Source organism: Hymenobacter qilianensis (assembly GCF_014638675.1).
GTDB lineage: Bacteria > Bacteroidota > Bacteroidia > Cytophagales > Hymenobacteraceae > Hymenobacter > Hymenobacter qilianensis.
Window position 1 is genome coordinate 1688129 of sequence record NZ_BMFN01000001.1, and the last position, 14670, is coordinate 1702798.

The following is a 14670-nucleotide window of genomic DNA, read 5'->3' on the forward strand; positions in this document are numbered from 1 at the left end:
ACAGCATCTTTGGTGGAAATTATATAAGATTGTCTTCCAACGGTTCTCGTATAGGTAACCAATCACTTAATAAAAGCTTACTATGGACCAAGATCAGAATCCCACGTCTGGCAACGGTACGGGTACGGCCGTAACCGGCGCTGGCACTTCGCACGACACGCGTACGGCGGCCAGCGAAAACGCCCAGACCCTCACCACCCGTCAGGGGCATCCCCTCACGAACAACCAGAATACGCGCACTGTGGGCAGCCGCGGCCCCGCCACACTGGAGAACTATCAGTTCATCGAAAAAATCAGCCACTTCGACCGGGAGCGAGTTCCGGAGCGCGTGGTGCACGCCCGTGGCGCCGGTGCCCACGGCGTATTCGAAGCGTACGGCAAAGTAGGCGACGAGCCCATTGAGAAGTACACCCGCGCTAAGCTGTTCAATACCAAAGGCAAGGAGACGCCCGTATTCGTGCGCTTCTCCACGGTAGGTCACGGTGGTCACTCGCCCGAAACCCTGCGCGATCCGCGCGGCTTTGCGGTGAAGTTCTACACCGAAGACGGCAACTGGGACCTGGTAGGCAACAACCTGAAGGTGTTCTTTATCCGCGACGCGATGAAGTTTCCGGATCTGATTCACTCCCAGAAGCCTGATCCGGTGCACAACCGCCAGACCGGAGAGCGTATCTTCGACTTCATCAGCAACACACCGGAAGCCATGCACATGGTGAGCTTCCTGTTCTCGCCCTGGGGCATTCCGGCCAACTACCGGCAGATGCAGGGCTCAGGCGTAAACACCTACAAGTGGGTAAACCAAGCCGGTGAGGCTGTGCTGGTGAAGTACCACTGGGAGCCGCTACAAGGCATCAAGAACCTCACGCAGGCTGAAGCAGAGGCTATTCAGGCCAAAAACTTCAACCACGCTACCCAAGACCTGTTCGATAACATCAAGAAGGGCAACTTCCCGCAGTGGGAGCTGCGCGTGCAGATCATGAGCGACGACGAGCATCCGGAGCTAGACTTCGATCCGCTTGACGACACCAAGATCTGGCCCGAAGATCAGTTCCCGCATCTGCCCGTGGGCAAGATGACGCTCAACAAGAACCCTGATAACTATTTCGCGGAGGTGGAGCAGGTGGCCTTCGGTACGGGTGTGCTGGTAGATGGACTGGACTTCTCCGACGACAAAATGCTGCAGGGACGTACGTTCTCGTACTCCGATACGCAGCGTTACCGCGTGGGTACCAACTATTTGCAACTGCCCATCAACGCGCCCAAGAAGCACGTAGCTACCAACCAGCGCGATGGTCAGATGGCTTACCACGTCGATTCGGCGCCCGGCCAGAACCTGCACGTCAACTACGAGCCTTCCTCGCTCAATGGCCTGAAAGAAGCCCCCCGCTCAGCTCCCGACCATACTCCGGAGTACACGGGCCGTCTGATTCGTCAGACCATTGACCGCCAGAACAACTTCAAGCAAGCCGGTGAGCGGTACCGTCTGCACGAAGATTGGGAGCGCAATGATTTGATTAGCAACATGGTGGGCGCGCTAAGCGATGCCAATGAGGTCATTCAGAAAAAGATGATCGAGCTGTGCACCAACTGCGACCCGGATTGGGGGCAGCGTTTGGCCGAAGGGCTGAAGCAAACCGCCAGCGGTGCCCAAGGTGCTACGCAGGCAAACGAAAGCAAGAGTGCCGAAGCCGTAGAGCAAGCAGAGGCAATAGCCCACGACGCACGGCCGTATTAATAAAGAGTAAGCACAAAAAAGCCCCCCAGACCAAGTCTGGGGGGCTTTTTTACGTTGTAGCTAAAGGCAATTCTATTCGTCTTCGTCGTTGGTCTTTTCCTTGCCCAGATCATCCAGGGCCATCTTTATCAGATCAGACTCGTAGCCTTTGCTGGTCATGAAAAGCTGGAGCTTCTGGCGGCGTATGCGCGGGTTCTTTTCCTTTTCCTGGCGGTCCTTCTTTTCCAGTACGTCCACCAGATTTTGGTAGTACTCATCCCCATCTATCTCCTTCATGCCTTGCTTGATGCAGTACTCGGAGATGCCCTTGAACTTAAGGTCCTGCAAAATGCGGCGGCGGCCCCACTTTTTAAGTCGGTATTTGCCCCGCACGAAGCTTTTGGCGTAGCGCTCCTCATCGAGCAACTTCTCCCGGCTCAGCCGAATAATGATTTCACCAGCTTCATCCTCCGTCAGGCCGTAGCTGCGCAGCTTTTCCTCGGTTTCCTTGAATGTGCGCTCCTGATAGGTGCAGAAAGCGGCTATCTTCTGAAGCGCTTCGGGCGGCGTATAAAACTTCTTGGCGGGCTGCTGCATGCGTTACGAATGGGTAGTTGATAGCGTATAGAGGTTAACTTAAGCGAAGCGAAAAAGGGTCAACGAATAACCTCTTTACTGGCCAGCTTGGCGCCAAAACGCATATTATACAGCACAACGGAGCCCAGAATCACCGCGTAGGCTACGGCCTGAATAGTGGTAGCGGCCTCGTTGAAATACAGAAAAGCCAGCAGAAAGCTTACCACCGGATTCAGATACATCAGAATGCCCACCGTGCCCGAAGGCAGCGTATTCAAAGCATAGAGGTTTAGAAACAGCGGCAGCACCGTGAACACGGCACTCAGAATGGCCGTCATCAGGAGCAGATGTAGGTCGTGGAAGCCGGCCAGGGGAGATGCGCCCAGCAGGCTGGCCGTAGGTAGAATAAGCGCGGCCGCCAAGGACAGCTGAACGGTAAGCAGCACCAGCCTGTCGTAGCCCTGCAGGCGGCGCTGGGTGATAAGGTAGAGCGCGTACGTGGCCGCCACGACCAAGCTCATCAGCAACGTGCGCGCCGAGCCCGTGCCCAGCAACGCGCAGCTCAACGCACTCAGCCCGATGGCCAGCCACTGATTGCGCCGCAGCTTCTCGCGCAGCACCAGAAACCCCAGCAGCGCCGTCAGGATTGGGCAAATGAGGTAGGCAAACGAGCCCGCCTGCACGCTCACTTTATTGATGACGTAAATGAACAGCAGCCAGTTGGAGGTCAGCAAAATGCCCCCCAGCAAGGTGCTGCCGGCCACTCCGCGGCGCTCATTCACCGGCGCTGTGCGCCACTTTCGCCACGCCGCCCGCACCGCCGAGAAACGGAATAGCAGGTTAATAACCAGCAGAATAAGCAGGGAAATAAGCACCCGGAAGAACAGAATCTGGCCGCTGCTGTAGCTGGTGAGCATACGGAGCGGAATCGGGAAAAACCCCCAAATAAGAAAAGCCGCGAGGGCGGCCAGGTGATAGCGAGTGAGTTGCACGAGGAAGAAGCAAACGGTAAAGACCGCAAAGATACCACACGCCGTACCTTTGTGCTCCATGCTACTCTTCTCCGATTTGCCCGCTCTCATTGGCGGTACCTTGCTCCAAACGCCCCCCGAGGCCGCGCGCGTGCAGCACCTGCTGCTCGATAGCCGGCGCGTGGGACAGCCGGCCGGGTCGCTGTTCTTTGCTATTCGCGGGGCCCTGCACAACGGCCACCGCTACCTGTCCGACCTGTATCAGCGCGGCGTGCGCCTGTTTGTGGTCGATAGATTGGAAGAGATTCCGGGGGGCAAATTGGCCTTTCCCGAAGCCGGCTTTCTACTGGTAGAAAACAGTCTGGCGGCGTTGCAAGCGCTGGCCGCCTGGCACCGGCGGCAGTTCCATATTCCGGTGTTCGGCATCACGGGCTCCAACGGCAAAACCATTGTGAAAGAGTGGCTGGCTCAGCTACTTAGCTCCGACGAGCTGATCTGCAAAAGCCCGCGCAGCTACAACTCGCAGGTGGGCGTGCCGCTATCCGTGTGGGAGTTGAACGCCACGCACACGCTCGGCATTTTTGAGGCCGGCATTTCAGAGCGGGGCGAAATGGCACGGCTCGCCGCTATCATTCAGCCCACGCTCGGCATCTTCACCAACCTGGGCACGGCCCACGACGCAGGCTTTGCTTCAGCGGAAGAGAAGGTAGGCGAGAAAATGCAGCTTTTTGCGGCAGTAGATACGCTCTTTTACTGCCGCGACCACGAAGCCATTCACGCGGCGGCGCAGCAGATACTTGATCCGGCGCGCACCTTTACTTGGAGTCGGCAAGCGCAGCGGGGGGCAAATTTGAGCGTCACCGTTACGGAAGCCAGTGCCGAGCGCACGGTGGTGCAAGTGCATTTGGCTCGCCCCAGAGTGGAAGAGCACACGTTTACCTTGCCCTTCGCCGATGAGCCTTCGGTAGAAAACGCACTGCACTGCCTGGCCGTGCTGCTGTGGTACGCCGTGCCCACCGCCGAGATTCAGCGCCGCCTCGACCGCCTGCTGCCCGTGGCCATGCGCCTGGAGATGAAGCAGGCCCTCAACGACTGCTACGTGCTCGACGATACGTACAATAATGACCTCGCCGGCCTCACCCTGGCCCTCGATGCCCTGGCCCGCCAGCCGCGCCGTGGGCAACGCACCCTCATTCTCTCTGATGTGCTCGAATCGGGCTTGCCGGCGGCGGAGCTGTATGCGCGCATTGCGGCCCAGCTGCCCGCGCACGGCGTAGGACGCATTATCGGGGTTGGCGAGGCCATAAGTGCGCATCAGCAGCTGTTTGGCGAGGTGCGGGGGGCTTTTTTTGCCAGCACCGAAGCATTTCTGGCTGCTTTTCAGCCGGAGCAGTTTCGCCACGAAACGATTCTGGTGAAGGGTGCCCGGCGCTTTGAGTTTGAGCGGATTGTGGCCGCTTTTCAGCAAAAGATTCATGGTACCGTACTGGAAGTGAACCTGGATGCGCTGGTGCACAACCTCAACTATTACCGCGCGCGCCTCGCGCCCGGCACCCGCCTGATGGTGATGGTGAAAGCCTTTGCGTACGGCAGCGGCAGCTACGAAGTGGCCAACCTACTCCAGTTTCACCGCGCCGACTACCTGGCGGTGGCGTATGCGGATGAAGGCGTGGAGCTGCGCCAACACGGTATCAGTCTGCCGATTATGGTGATGAACCCGTCGCCCGACAGCTTCCAGAAGCTGCACCAGTATCATCTGGAGCCCGAAATCTACTCCTTCGAGCGCCTGCATGATTACCTGTTGGCAGCCCAAACTCAGCTTATGCCAGCCATTCACCTGAAGCTCGACACGGGCATGCGACGGCTAGGATTTGCGGAAGAGGACCTGGAAGAGCTGTGCAAGCTATTGCGCGAAAAAGCCCCCCAACTGCGCGTGGCCAGTATGCTGACCCACCTGGCCGGCGCCGATGAAGCGCAGCACAACGATTTTTCGCACCAGCAGCTAGCCGCATTCCAGCGAATGACTCCGCTTGTAGAGGCTGCCCTTGGCTATTCCGTCCTGAAGCATGCGCTGAATTCTGCTGGTATCATACGCTTTCCAGAGGCTCATCTGGACATGGTGCGGCTGGGCATTGGCTTGTATGGAGTAGAAGCTTCGGGCCAGGACTCAGCGGCTCTGCGCCCAGTCAGCGCCTTACGCACGGTTATCTCTCAGGTCAAAAAACTGCCTGCTGGTCAAACGGTTGGCTACGGCCGCCGGGGTGTCGCCACCAACTTTGAGCGGCGCACGGCCACCATAGCTATCGGGTACGCCGATGGCTACGACCGGCGCTTCGGTAATGGCGTGGGCGAAGTAGTGATACGCGGCCTGCGTGCTCCCATATTGGGCAACGTTTGTATGGATATGTCTATGGTCGATGTCACCCACATTCCCGACGCGCAGGCCGGCGACTCCGTAGTCGTGTTTGGTGAGCAAATACCGCTGGTGGAGCTGGCTTCCCGCATCGGCACCATCCCCTACGAGCTACTGACGAATGTGAGCGAGCGAGTAAAGCGCATATTCATAACTGAATAGTTATTCCTTGGCCATTCGCCTTGCGCCGCTATAGGTGTTCCTTGGTATAATTTAAGATTATGAGCAAGAAGCAATAATATTGTCTCCATACATATCTCAAAAAAGTAAAGGTTGTAATGTAATATTAATCGCTGTATAAGGTTTATTAGAAAGTGTTTTTAATGCGCTGACACAGATTTTTACGAACAAATAAGCTACGCAAGACGATTTCAGAATCTTGATTTGTGAATAAAATGGCATTAAGGCCAGAAAAAGTTTTTTTTCTGGCCTTAATGCCATTTTTGTGTACCTCTGGTGCATGTTTTGTATAGGCCGCATTTTCCGATCTGATGTGGTAATGCCTTGCGTCTTTGGCTTACCACAAGCATACCTACAGCTACCCTTATTTACTCCTCACTTCCTTTTGCATGAAGAAAATTCTCTACTCACCTTATTTTAGCTTCTGCCTGTTTATTGCGTTGCTTCTATCCGCTCCAGCCCGTGCAGCAGCTCCAGCATTAGATGGTCTGTGGAAGGGGCCCTTGCCTGTGCCTGGCGGCCAATTAGAGGTAGTATTCAGAGTGGTAGCTCTCACGGGAGGCTCTTTCTTTGCTACGCTCGATGTACCGCAGCAAAAGATTAGCCGCATGGCTGTCAGCGTGGAAGTAAGAGGCGATACCATCGTATTTATGGCTCCCGAAGCGGGCAGTCAGTTCATGGGCTTGGTATCGGCCGATGGTAAAGCATTGACTGGTACCTGGCAACAGCCTGGCTACCAGGTGGCCCTAACGCTTGGCTACACGTCGGCCCCGATAAGCACAGCTAAAAGCGCACGGCTCACACCTCCTTATCGCGAGGAGGAAGTAGCTGTGACTAACACCGAAGCCAATTTGACTTTGGGGGGAATGCTCACGGTGCCGGCTGGTGAAGGTCCATTTCCTGCGGTCGTATTGATCTCGGATATGGGAGCCCAAGATCGTGATGCCGCTGTAGGTGACTACCGCCCCATGGGAGTGTTGGCTGACTTCCTGACACGTCGTGGGATTGCCGTGCTTCGCTTCGATGACCGGGGCGTGGGCAAATCAGGCGGTGACTATAATGAGGCTACCCCTCCGGCTTTATTAACGGACTTACAGGCAGCTATGCAGGCGCTGCGAAGCCGCCCCGAGATTAATGCTGCCAAAGTGGGTGTTGTTGGACACGGCGAGGGAGGTAATCTAGCTTTGCTAGCCGCTGCCGAGGAAGAAGCTCCCAATTTCGTGGTTACGATGGCCGCCAGTGGATTATCGGGCCGCGACTTGGTACTGCAGCAGCAAGCCGATTTGCATCGCTCTTTGGGCGCCAGCCTGACACAAATGCAAATAGGGGTTATGCGCCGGCAGGCTATTCTTGATGTAATTCGTCAAACGCCTGATAATACCAAGGCTCAGCGCCTGGTGGCTATCATGCTAAGAGAAACGAATCCATCTATCGACATGGCTACGGCTAAAATTAGCGCTAGTTTGTTAACCACTGATCGGTATCGCTACTTCCTGGATTTTAACCCTGCCGATAAACTGCCTAGTGTGAAGTGCCCAGTATTACTGCTTTCTGGTACTGCCGACACGTATATTGAAGCTGACGTTAATCTTAATTCCTTGCAGAGAGGTCTGAAAAGTAGCTCCTCGGTGAATACCCGCAAATTGACTGGCGTAAACCACATGTTTCAGGCCGACCCGTCGGAGTGGACAGTGGTGAACGGCCAGCCACAGCCTACTTTTTCGGCCCAGGCGCAGGAGGCGATTCGGCAGTGGATTATAGTGCAGGCCACAGAGAAGTCCAAGTAAAAGAAAAACAAGGCGATAGTCTCGGTGAACCGTTGTGGGGTCGTGTTCGTAGAACAGGGCTCCACAACGGTTCATCTGCTATGAAAAAGACCCTGTTTACGATTCTTAGTGCCGCTGCCCTGCTGGCTAGCTGCGACAACCTGAAAAATCCGGCTACCAAAAACGAGCCCGAAGAAGCCACCGCTGATACAGCGGTAGTTTATCGTGAAGGCCAAGAAGGCCCCGCTGTCGCCGTTGCTGACGGTGATTTAATCGACACCGACGCGCTGAATTTGCCCGACGTCGATTTCCCTGAGGTGAATCTTCCGGACGTGTCTGTGCGCGGCAATGATCAGTATAGCGTGTATGGCATCGAGGAAACGGTGCTGTTTGATACCGACAAAGCCACGATTAAGCCAGGCGCAGCTAAAGCGCTGGAGCAGATCTCAGCGTCTATTGGTAAACGGTCGGCTGACAAGCAGCTTCGCATCATTGGTCATGCTGATTCGCGCGATACCAAGTCGTACAACAAAGAGTTGAGCGAGCAGCGCGCTGAAGCAGTGAAAAACTGGCTGGTTAACAATGGTAAAATCGAGGCTTCGCGCGTAGCTATTCAGCCCATGGGCGAGTCCAAACCTGTAGCATCGAATGCAACAGCTGCTGGCCGCCAGCAAAACCGACGCGTTGAAATAGCCGTGATCAACAAGTAAGTAGAGTTGCTGAGTTCAGGCTCATAAAAAAGCCCCCCAGACCTCGTCTGGGGGGCTTTTTTATGAGCCTGAACTTACTATCTAACGAAATATGGTTTACTTAATCATATCAACTTCGGCCTTGATCATGGCGTTGTAGCGCAAGCCGCCAGCGCCCGACATGGTCATCAGCGTCCAGCCTTTACCGAGCGTATAGCTCCAGGTGCGGCTTTCCTTAAATTCGAACGTGGGACGCATGATCTGTCCGTAGGGGGTGTAGTTATCGTCGAAGTTGGTGGTGTAGAACTTGTCACCGCTTACAATCCACTCCATGGCAACATAGAATCCTTCGTCCGGCGCGACGATGTTATACTGAGTTAAATCAACCGTAAACCACTGTCCGCCGCCCGGTGCCGATACCACCACGTTCTCAGTCAGCAAGTCGGAGTTTGGGGAACTGTAGTTGCCGTCGGGGGCGTAGATGCGCACCCGGAATGGTTCGCGCGGGAAGCCGTGCTCACCAATATAGAACGAAACGGAGCGCACGTTACCCAGCTTTTTGCCCTTTTCGTTTTTTACGAAAAACGCATACTGGCTGCCGGGCATGCCCTGAATCATGCCATCACCGGGTGTATTGGAGCGGGCGCCTAGCTTCAGGTCTTTCACCTTGCTGGCCTGTACTTTAACCTCAGCCAGCTCATACACTCGTTTGGAAACCTCAATTACCATATCGGCCTGGCTCGAGCCACGCTTCACCAGCACAGCCTTGCGCTCGTAACCCAAGGCCAGAACGATCAGAGAGTCCTGGGCATTTTTGGTAGGACCGGTCATCTGGAAGATGCCGATTTCGTTGGTAAGAGCACCGCTTTGCTCATCCTTCAAACCGATGGAAGAGAAGGGAATGGGCTCTTTCGTCTTCTTGTCGATGATACGACCGGATAGCCGAGTTTCCTGGGCCATGCTTAGTGCCGGAAGCAGCAAACAGAAGGTAAAGGTGAATAGTACGCGTTGGAACATAAAGGGAGGTTTACAGACCGGGAGACAAGTTTGTAAGAGAGATAGGGCTGTGAGAGGGACTTTATTAATGACGCTTTGTAAAAGCGCGTAAAGCGGTATTTCTAATAATTAAATACTGGCTTACAAGTAGAAACCGGCTTTAAAAACAGCTTGATAAGGAGGATAAAGCACCTAAGCTTTATTTATACATATCTACCTCGGCCTTAATCATGGCATTGTAGCGCATACCATTGTTAGCTAAGGTGATTAAGCTCCAGCCGCGTCCGATAGTATAATTCCAGGTGCGGCTTTCTTTGAATTCGAACGTCGGCCGCAGGATCTGACCGTAAGGCGTGTAGGTGTCCATGAAGTTGGTGGTGTAGAACTTATCACCCGTCACGATCCATTCCATGGCGACATAGAACCCTTCATCCGGCGCGACGATGTTGTACTGGGTCAAATCGACGGTGTACCAGGCGCCCCCTTTTATAGCCGATACCACCACGTTCTCAGTCAGCAAGTCGGAGTTTGGGGAACTGTAGTTGCCGTCGGGGGCATAAATGCGAATGCGGAACGGCTCGCGCGGAAAGCCATGCTCCCCAATAAAGAATGACACGGTACGTACCAAGCCTAGTTTCTTGCCTTTGTCATTCTTGACATAGAAGGCATATTGAGTACCAGGCATGCCCTGAATCATGCCATCGCCGGGCGTGTTGGAGCGCGCTCCCAATCCAATTGGCTTCACCTTGCTGGCCTCAACTTTGATTCCGCTCAGCAAGTATTCGCGTTTGGGGACTTCAAGGATAATTTCCTCTAAATTCTTATCGCTTTTTCTTACCAGAATGGCCGTACGCTTAAAGCCCAGCGCTATTACAATCAGCGAGTCCTTCTGATTTTTCTCTGGCATGGCTATCTGAAAATAGCCGTATTCGTTGGTCAAAGCACCTACCTGCTCTTCTTTCAACCCGATGGAAGCGTACTGGATAGGCTCCTGCGTTTCTTTATCAACTACCCGACCTGAAATTCGGTCGGCCTGCGCGAAGCTGAAATAAGGCAGCATCACAGCAAAGACGACTAAAGAAAGTACACGTTTAAACATAGTAGAAATGAGTAGTTGTACCCCAAAACTACAATGAATGTGCCAATGTGCTCCCTGTTTTCCTTGAATAGTTATACCTGTGCAATTTTCTGATGGAATAATTCTAAGCTGCTTCCAGGCCCATCTTATAAGTGGTTGAAGAAAACCATCTTTTGGCCGAAACCTAAATGGGGCGTACCTTTGTTTGAATCCTGTCTAAATAACCAATCCTGCCTGTGGCTATCCGTTTTACTACCGCTGCCCCTACGACCCAACGTAGTGTGAAAGACCTTCGTCTGGGTGAGAGCGGGACGATTTGCTGCCTGCAGGATCCCGAGATGGCGTTGAAACTATTAGAAATGGGCTGCATTCCGGGCACGCAAGTGCGCCTTAATAGCCGCGCTCCCTTGGGGTGCCCCATCACGCTGGTACTCGGCGACGAAGATTACACGCTTTCGCTGCGGGTAAGTGAGGCGGCTACTATTTTATTGAAAAACTAACCGGCGCGGATGGCTCGCCTGGCAACTATACCTACAGTGTCCGCTCCGGCGGCCGTCGCCTCAAGCGTTGATAGCATACCTACGCCTCACGCCCGTCGTGAATTGACGCGTATTGCCCTGGTGGGCAATCCTAACTCAGGCAAGTCCTCGCTGTTTAATCAGCTCACGGGCCTGAACCAAAAAGTAGGCAACTTTCCTGGTGTAACGGTTGACCGGAAGACCGGCATCAGCCAGCTTACGCCCCAGCACCGCGCCGAAATTATCGACTTGCCGGGTACGTATTCGCTGTACCCGAAAAGCCTGGACGAGAAGGTAATCACCGACTTGCTTTACGACCGTGAATCGGCTCAGTATCCTGATTTCGTGGTGGTCACAGTCGATGCCTCCAACCTGCGGCGTAATCTATTGCTGTTTACTCAGCTCGCCGATTTAGGCTTGCCTGCCGTGTTGGCTCTCAACATGATGGACGTAGCCGAGCAGCATGGCGTGCACATCGATATTGCTGAGCTACAGCAGGAGTTAGGTGTCCCCGTGATACCCATGAATGCGCGTAAGGGCATTGGCGTGGCTGCACTCAAGATTGTGATGGCGCAACATCTGGACGCGCCCACGGTAAGCTTCTATGAGCCCACCGAGGAACTGCTTCCCATGATCCGGCAGATTCGGTACTATTTTAATCTGCACAACGATTATCTGGCGCTGCACTATGCACACCAGTTCCGGCATATCAGCTTTTTAACGCCCGATCAGCGCCAGTATGTGCAGGAGCTGGTTGAGCAGTATGGCTTCGAGCCTACCGCTCGCCAGGCGCATGAAACCATTTCCCGCTACGCCCGCATCAATGAGATCCTGCTCAACGCGGTATCGGTGACGCGCACCGAGCGCAATGAGCCGTACAGCAACAAGCTAGACAAAGTCCTGACGCATCGGGTTTGGGGCTACCTGATTTTCTTCGGGGTGCTGTTTATGATGTTTCAGGCCGTATTTGCCTGGGCCAGCTATCCTATGGATCTGATTGATCAAGGCATTGCGCTGATCAACTCACTTATCCAAACCAACTTCAACGGGCCTCTTATTAATCTTCTCACTGAGGGGGTAATTGCAGGTCTGGGGGGCGTTTTGATCTTCATTCCGCAGATTGCCCTGCTGTTTGCTTTCATCGCGGTGCTGGAGGAAACAGGCTATATGGCCCGCGTTACGTTCATGATGGACCGCATCATGCGCAAGTTCGGACTGAACGGCAAGAGTGTCGTTCCGCTCATTTCGGGCGTTGCCTGCGCAGTGCCCGCTATTATGAGCGCCCGCACCATCGAGAACTGGAAGGACCGCATCATCACCATCTTCGTTACGCCGCTGATGAGCTGCTCGGCCCGGATTCCGGTGTACACGGTGCTTACGGCGTTGGTCGTGCCCGATGAGAAGGTGTTGGGCTTCTTCAACTTGCAGGGTGTAGTGCTCATGGGATTATACCTGCTGGGCTTTCTGTCGGCTATATTCTCGGCCTTAGCGCTGAAGCTGCTGCTTAAAACCCAGGAGCGGAGCTACTTTATTATGGAGTTTCCAGTGTATCGCTGGCCGCGCTGGAAGAATGTGGGCATTACTATAGTCGAGAAGGTAAAAACCTTCGTGTTTCAGGCCGGCAAGGTTATCGTAGCCATTTCAGTTATCCTCTGGGTATTAGCTTCGTATGGTCCGGGTGATGCCTTGGATAAAGCTGAGCAGCAGGCACGCGTTACAGCCGTTCAGCAGCAACTTACGCCGGAGGAAACAGATAATCGTATTGCGTCCGAGAAGCTCGAAAACTCTTATGCCGGATTGTTTGGCCGAACATTGGAGCCAGCTATTCGCCCGCTGGGTTTCGACTGGAAAATCGGTATTGCCCTCATCACGTCTTTTGCTGCCCGTGAGGTATTCGTGGGGACCATTTCTACGATTTACAGCGTAGGCCAAGACGCGGATATGCGCACGGTGCAACAGAAGCTGGCCGCTGAGAAAGACGAAAATGGCCAGCCATTTTTCACGCCGGCCCGCGCATTTTCTTTGCTGGTGTTCTATGTATTTGCCATGCAGTGCATGAGTACGCTGGCCGTTGTGTACCGCGAAACCAAAGGATGGAAATGGCCCCTGATGCAGCTGCTATACATGACAGGCCTGGCCTATGTGTCGTCGCTGATTGTGTATCAGGTATTCAAGTAGAATCAGAAGTAGAGTCAGATTTTACTATCTGTCACTTCCCAAGTAGAAAGACGGCTGGCTGCTTGTGAATCTCGGGTAGTTTGCCCTTCCAATCGGCTACGGTATGAGTTTGCACAAACTCGTTGGGCGCCGTAAGGCTGGCAGCAATACACAGGCGGGTACCAGGCTGCAAATGCGCCAGCAGATCATCCAGCAGCAGCATATTGCGGTAAGGTGTTTCGATAAAAAGCTGGGTTTGATGCTGCGTAATAGCTGTCCTTTCCAACTGCTTTAGCGCCGCGATTCGCTTGGCTTTTTCAATGGGCAAATAGCCGTGAAAAGCAAAGCTCTGCCCATTCATACCCGAAGCCATCAAAGCGAGAAGCAGGGACGAAGGTCCTACCAATGGCACCACTCGGATACTTAGCTGATGTGCCACCCGCGCCAACTCTGCGCCCGGATCGGCCACGCCCGGACAGCCGGCTTCTGAAAGTATGCCCGCATCCTGGCCGGCAGCTACAGGCTTCAAAGCCGCTCTGATTTCCGCTTCCGACGAGTCTTTATCAATCACCGTAAAGCGCAGATCTTCGATGACGTGCGCTGGGGCTACACTTTTCACAAAACGACGGGCAGTGCGGGCGTTTTCTACCAAAAAATAGGAAAGCGTAGCTACGTGCGTAGCAACCTGGGCTGGCAGCACCTGCGCGGCCGTATCATCGGCCAGAATGGTGGGAATAAGGTAGAGAACGCCGGACAAGAGATGCTAGATTAAGGTAGGGTGCAAGAGGCTCTTAACTTAACCCTGCATAAAGGCATTCACCAACTCAAACACCTTGTCCGGAGCTTCGGCGTGGAGCCAGTGGCCTACATCAGGGATGGTTTCAACCTGAGAATTGGGGAAAAGCGCCGGAATGACATGGAGCTTATCTTCCGTCGTGATATAGTCCGATTTGCCCCCCCGAACGAATAAGGCGGGTTTCAGGAAAGGCTGGGGGGCTTTTATCTCAGCGCCTACGTGTGCCATGTGCGAAGTGAGCGCATCCAGGTTGAGGCGCCAGGCAAACGAATGGTCTTCGCGGCGGTAAAGGTTTTTTAGCAGAAACTGCCGCACCGCATCTTGCTTAATATGCTGGGCCATCATCTCATCAGCCTGCTGCCGGTTCTCTACAAGGGGCAGGTCTACAGCGTGGAGGCCCGCCAAAATATTGTCTTGGTGGAGCATGTCCGAGAAGCTGGGCGCGATATCCAGAACTACCAAGCGGGCCAGCAAATCGGGGTAGTCGAGGGCGAAGCGCATGGCTACTTTGCCCCCCATGCTGTGGCCAAGCAAGGTAGGCGCATCCAACTGAAGCTGGACGAAAAGCTCCCGCACATCCTCACTCATCAACTCATAGGTGTGCTCTTCCGTGTGGGGGGACCGGCCATGATTGCGCAGATCTACGGCAATAACCCGGTGGTGCTCCGCCCAGCGCTTCGCCAGGGTGTGCCAATTGTCGAGGGTGCCAAAAAGGCCGTGCAGAATAACCAGCGGTGCGCCCTGGCCTTGTTCGCGGTAGTGTAATAGCATAGGGAGCGAGGTTCAAATCTTCAGATAAGCAAACGCGTTCGGGGC

The 14670-nt window shown here is 54.4% G+C and carries 12 protein-coding genes; 6 read left to right on the top strand and 6 right to left on the bottom strand.

Annotation, left to right across the window (positions count from 1 at the left end; genetic code table 11):
* The first annotated feature begins 82 nt into the window (after positions 1 to 82).
* Positions 83 to 1735: a catalase gene (locus IEW06_RS07170; protein ID WP_188547820.1), complete on the top strand. Its 1653-nt coding sequence runs from the start codon at positions 83 to 85 to the stop codon at positions 1733 to 1735.
* Between the two features lie 72 nt (positions 1736 to 1807).
* On the opposite strand, the gene IEW06_RS07175 is transcribed toward IEW06_RS07170, so the two are convergent.
* Together IEW06_RS07175 and IEW06_RS07180 are read right to left on the bottom strand one after the other, a co-directional pair.
* Positions 1808 to 2311, bottom strand: coding sequence for a regulatory protein RecX (locus IEW06_RS07175; protein ID WP_187733284.1), 504 nt, complete (start codon positions 2309 to 2311; stop codon positions 1808 to 1810).
* A gap of 59 nt (positions 2312 to 2370) precedes the next feature.
* Positions 2371 to 3282: an EamA family transporter gene (locus IEW06_RS07180; protein WP_188547822.1), complete on the bottom strand. Its 912-nt coding sequence runs from the start codon at positions 3280 to 3282 to the stop codon at positions 2371 to 2373.
* Between the two features lie 58 nt (positions 3283 to 3340).
* On the opposite strand from IEW06_RS07180, the gene IEW06_RS07185 reads away from it, so the two are divergent.
* The 3 genes from IEW06_RS07185 (at position 3341) to IEW06_RS07195 (ending at position 8330) form a co-directional block, all read left to right on the top strand.
* Positions 3341 to 5836 carry a bifunctional UDP-N-acetylmuramoyl-tripeptide:D-alanyl-D-alanine ligase/alanine racemase gene (locus IEW06_RS07185; protein WP_188547824.1) on the top strand — a complete coding sequence of 832 codons (2496 nt, stop codon included), beginning with the start codon at positions 3341 to 3343 and terminating at the stop codon, positions 5834 to 5836.
* 407 nt (positions 5837 to 6243) lie between these two features.
* Entirely contained in the window at positions 6244 to 7641 is a 1398-nt protein-coding gene (locus IEW06_RS07190; RefSeq protein ID WP_188547826.1) for an alpha/beta hydrolase family protein, read from the top strand.
* Positions 7642 to 7721: 80 nt separating this feature from the next.
* Positions 7722 to 8330, top strand: a complete 609-nt coding sequence (locus tag IEW06_RS07195; RefSeq protein ID WP_187733279.1) for an OmpA family protein — start codon at positions 7722 to 7724, stop codon at positions 8328 to 8330.
* 96 nt (positions 8331 to 8426) lie between these two features.
* Here the strand turns inward: IEW06_RS07195 and IEW06_RS07200 are convergent, their stop codons facing one another.
* Both IEW06_RS07200 and IEW06_RS07205 read right to left on the bottom strand, forming a co-directional pair.
* Positions 8427 to 9326 carry a carboxypeptidase-like regulatory domain-containing protein gene (locus tag IEW06_RS07200; RefSeq protein WP_188547828.1) on the bottom strand — a complete coding sequence of 300 codons (900 nt, stop codon included), beginning with the start codon at positions 9324 to 9326 and terminating at the stop codon, positions 8427 to 8429.
* A 178-nt stretch (positions 9327 to 9504) separates the two neighbouring features.
* Positions 9505 to 10404: a carboxypeptidase-like regulatory domain-containing protein gene (locus tag IEW06_RS07205; RefSeq protein ID WP_187733276.1), complete on the bottom strand. Its 900-nt coding sequence runs from the start codon at positions 10402 to 10404 to the stop codon at positions 9505 to 9507.
* 215 nt (positions 10405 to 10619) lie between these two features.
* On the opposite strand from IEW06_RS07205, the gene IEW06_RS07210 reads away from it, so the two are divergent.
* The gene (locus IEW06_RS07210; protein WP_223284739.1) at positions 10620 to 10883 is read left to right on the top strand and encodes a FeoA family protein; all 264 of its coding nucleotides are present in this window, start codon (positions 10620 to 10622) and stop codon (positions 10881 to 10883) included.
* 9 nt (positions 10884 to 10892) lie between these two features.
* Positions 10893 to 13079, top strand: a complete 2187-nt coding sequence (gene feoB, locus IEW06_RS07215) for a ferrous iron transport protein B (RefSeq protein ID WP_187733275.1) — start codon at positions 10893 to 10895, stop codon at positions 13077 to 13079.
* 31 nt (positions 13080 to 13110) lie between these two features.
* On the opposite strand, the gene IEW06_RS07220 is transcribed toward feoB, so the two are convergent.
* Together IEW06_RS07220 and IEW06_RS07225 are read right to left on the bottom strand one after the other, a co-directional pair.
* Positions 13111 to 13815, bottom strand: coding sequence for an SAM-dependent methyltransferase (locus tag IEW06_RS07220; RefSeq protein WP_187733274.1), 705 nt, complete (start codon positions 13813 to 13815; stop codon positions 13111 to 13113).
* Positions 13816 to 13854: 39 nt separating this feature from the next.
* On the bottom strand, positions 13855 to 14625 hold the full coding sequence (locus IEW06_RS07225) for an alpha/beta fold hydrolase (RefSeq protein WP_188547831.1): 771 nt from the start codon (positions 14623 to 14625) through the stop codon (positions 13855 to 13857).
* Between the last annotated feature and the right edge of the window lie 45 nt (positions 14626 to 14670).